The sequence below is a fragment of the Micrococcus sp. Mcc28 genome (assembly GCF_024519775.1).
In the GTDB taxonomy this organism is placed as follows: Bacteria; Actinomycetota; Actinomycetes; order Actinomycetales; family Micrococcaceae; genus Micrococcus; species Micrococcus luteus.
The window spans coordinates 1-3,182 of the sequence record NZ_JALJRH010000033.1; the positions used below are offsets into that span (position 1 = coordinate 1).

Below are 3,182 nucleotides of genomic sequence, written 5' to 3' on the forward strand. Positions count from 1 at the left end.
TCAGCACGTTCTTCTGCAACAGCGCGAAGAAGGATTCCATTGCCGCGTTGTCCCCGGCAGCACCGACCTGACCCATGGACCCGATCAGCCCGTGGGTGGTGAGGGCGTCCTGGAATAGGGCCGAGCGGAACTGGGCGGGTTCAACTGGTCGTTGCAACACCGTGCGTTGAGAGCGAGCGTAGCTGCTCGGCGAAGACCTCCGCGGGAGTCTTCCAGTCCAGGACCTTCCTGGGCCTGTTGTTCAGCGTGTACGCGACTGCTGCGAGGTCCTCGGCCGACCATCTCGACAGGTCCGTGCCCTTGGGGAAGTACTGCCGCAGCACCCCGTTCGTGTTCTCGTTCGTCGGCCGCTGCCACGGCGAGTGGGGGTCAGCGAAGAACACCTTCGTGCCCGTGGCCATCGTGAACTGGACATGCCCGGCCAGCTCCTTGCCCCGATCCCACGTCAAGCTCTGACGCAGCTGCTCCGGCACCGTCGCCATCGCCTTGATCAGGGCCGCGGTCATCGCCTCAGCCCCGTACCCACCCAGCGACGGCCCGTTCTTCACCGGCGGCCGCTCACCCCATCCCTCCAGGCGGGGCAAGTGGACCAGGATCGTGGCCCGGCTCTTGCGCTCGGCCAGAGTCCCGATCGCTGAACGCTCGGTCCCGATGATCAGGTCCCCTTCCCAGTGCCCGGGCACAGCACGATCAGCGGCCTCGGGTGGGCGCTTGCTGAACACCACGTCCTCGGTGACGTGGCCCTGGGGCTTGTTCCGGGTACGTGCCCGCGGCTCGCGCAGAGCCCGCCCGGTACGCAGGCACGCGACGAGTTCACGCTTGAGCGCCCCACGCCCCTGGATGAACAGGGACTGATAGATCGCTTCATGAGAGATCCGCATGGACACATCATCCGGGAACTCCAGGCGCAGCCGGTGGCTGATCTGCTCAGGGCTCCACGCCGTGGACCACCGCCGGTCCGCCCGGCGCGGTTTCATCTTCCGCCCCTTGAAACCGGGCCCGACCGGTCCCGGCACGGCCACGCCATCGGGGCCCAGGACCACCCCGTTCAGGCGTGCCTGGACGTAGTCGTGCAGTCGCTGGTTCGTGGCCAGCTTCGCCGGCTTGGGCCGCCTGGCAGCTTCCTGGGCCTTCCACTGCGCCACCGTGGCCCGGTACTCCTGCTTCCCGGAACGAGTGGCGCAGTTACGGCGCAGCTCACGGCTGATCGTGCCGGGATCACGTCCCAGCGTGCGTGCGATCTGACGGACCCCCTGGCCCTGGGCATGGAGGATCGCGAGCTCCTCACGCTCAGCGAAGGACAGATACCGGCCGGTGGGCTCGGCTAAGGACAGCGGGGTCATCCCGCCAGCGTGACGGAACCAGCGCGCCCCGACGGGCCAGGACACGCCCACAGTCAGGGATGCCTCGACCGTGGTGACACCGGTGGCGATCACACGCCAGAACTGGCGTTGGACCTCCCGTGAGGGCTGCGGCCTGCCAGGAGAGCGCATCGGGGCCCGCAAGGCCCGATCCGCTCTCCACTGCCGCCGTGTCCCCTCGGGCACGTCACTGATCTTCCTCGCCCAGTCCTTGCTTGCCATCGCCCATACCTCCAGTGATTCCGAGAGGGTGTTGCGACGACCGATTGAATCCACCCTGGGAGCCGCGGTCCGAATGCACCCGGCAACCCTGCACCGGCGGCCTCGACGCCCCTGGTCGGATCGCATAAGCGCTCTTCCCGACACCGACCGTCCGGTCCGACAGGATCCACGTTGAGGCGAGCCCTGCTGGTCCTCCCCGTCGGCGTGGTCCTCAGGGCCGTCGGCCGGGCTGAGGGGCGGCTGGTCACACCTGCGTCATCCCTGCCCGTAAAGGAGTCCGCGGGCCTCCGTGGCCGGCGATCTTCACGGAACCTTCAAGGTTGAGCCCTTCACCCGCGTCGGCGGGGCGGTCTACAGTCGATGAAAGGGCGGGCCGGCGAAGGCCGGTGCGTCGGATCAGATCGACGAAGGAGCACATCATGACCCATCACGTGAGCGCCATGCTGGAGACCTACCCGAAGGAGGTGGGGAACATCGATCGGCAGAAACTGGCCGAATGCATCCAGGCCTGCTTCGAGTGCGCCCAGACGTGCACCGCCTGCGCGGACGCCTGCCTGGCCGAGGACATGGTCGCCGACCTGAGGCAGTGCATCCGGTTGAACCTGGACTGCGCCGATGTGTGCGCCGCCACAGGCCGGATGCTGTCCCGGCAGACCGGCACCAACGTCGAGACCACCCGCGCCCTGCTCGAGGCCTGCCGGGCCGCCTGCAAGACGTGCGGGGACGAATGCGAGAGCCACGCCCAGATGCACGAGCACTGCAAGGTGTGTGCCGAGGCCTGCCGCCGGTGTGAACAGGCCTGCGCGGACCTGCTCGTCACCCTGGGTTGAGCCTGCTGATGACCGTTCCCCCTTGAGGGCGGCCAGTCGTCCATGACGTGCGCAGGGAACCCGGACCACCGTGCTCCCTCGCCGCGGAAGGCTCCCATGGACTCGGAGAAGTATCAGAGGGTCAGGAACGGTGCCGGATTCGTCGCGGCGCTGGACCAGAGCGGGGGCAGCACCCCGGCGGCCTTGCACCTCTACGGGATCGACAAGGATGCCTACTCCGGCCCAGAGGAGATGTTCGACCTGGTACACCAGGTGCGCACACGTATCATCACCAGCCCCAGCTTCGACGGTGAGCGCGTCATGGGGGCCATCCTGTTCGAGAACACAATGAACCGCCAGGTGGAGGGTTCCCCCACGGGCGACTACCTGTGGAACAGCAAAGGCATCGTGCCCTTCCTCAAAATCGACCAGGGCTTGGCCCCGGAACAGCAAGGCGCCCAGCTCATGAAACCCATCCCGCACCTGGATGACTTACTGTCTCGAGCCGTCGAAAAGCACATGTTCGGGACGAAGATGCGCTCGGTCATCAAGCTGCCCGGGGACGGGGTGGGCTCCGTCGTGGAGCAGCAGTTCGGGCTCGCCCGTCAGATCCTCGTTACCGGGCTGGTGCCCATCATCGAGCCCGAGGTGGATATCCGCAGCCCCCGCAAGGCCGAGGTGGAGGACCAGCTCAAGGCGGCAATCCTCGCCCAACTGGACAAGCTCGGAGACGACTAGGGCGTGTCTGAGAATAGATGCACGAGTCAGCTGAGACCCTGGGGACATGTCC

3 protein-coding genes and 1 pseudogene are annotated in these 3,182 nt (G+C 67.0%); 2 read left to right on the forward strand and 2 right to left on the reverse strand.

The genetic code is table 11. The annotated features are described in order from the left end of the window. Together NR073_RS10930 and NR073_RS10935 are read right to left on the reverse strand one after the other, a co-directional pair. Positions 1 to 136, reverse strand: a pseudogene (locus NR073_RS10930) (IS3 family transposase); the annotation flags it as partial. A gap of 4 nt (positions 137 to 140) precedes the next feature. Next, on the reverse strand, positions 141 to 1,343 hold the full coding sequence (locus NR073_RS10935; RefSeq protein WP_119217929.1) for an IS30 family transposase: 1,203 nt from the start codon (positions 1,341 to 1,343) through the stop codon (positions 141 to 143). A gap of 659 nt (positions 1,344 to 2,002) precedes the next feature. Here NR073_RS10935 and NR073_RS10940 point away from each other — a divergent pair. Both NR073_RS10940 and NR073_RS10945 read left to right on the forward strand, forming a co-directional pair. Continuing rightward, positions 2,003 to 2,413, forward strand: a complete 411-nt coding sequence (locus NR073_RS10940) for a four-helix bundle copper-binding protein (protein ID WP_044659891.1) — start codon at positions 2,003 to 2,005, stop codon at positions 2,411 to 2,413. Positions 2,414 to 2,509: 96 nt separating this feature from the next. Then, positions 2,510 to 3,130 (forward strand): class I fructose-bisphosphate aldolase, encoded by a 621-nt coding sequence (locus tag NR073_RS10945; protein WP_225348377.1) that lies wholly within the window; start codon positions 2,510 to 2,512, stop codon positions 3,128 to 3,130. Positions 3,131 to 3,182: the final 52 nt, after the last annotated feature.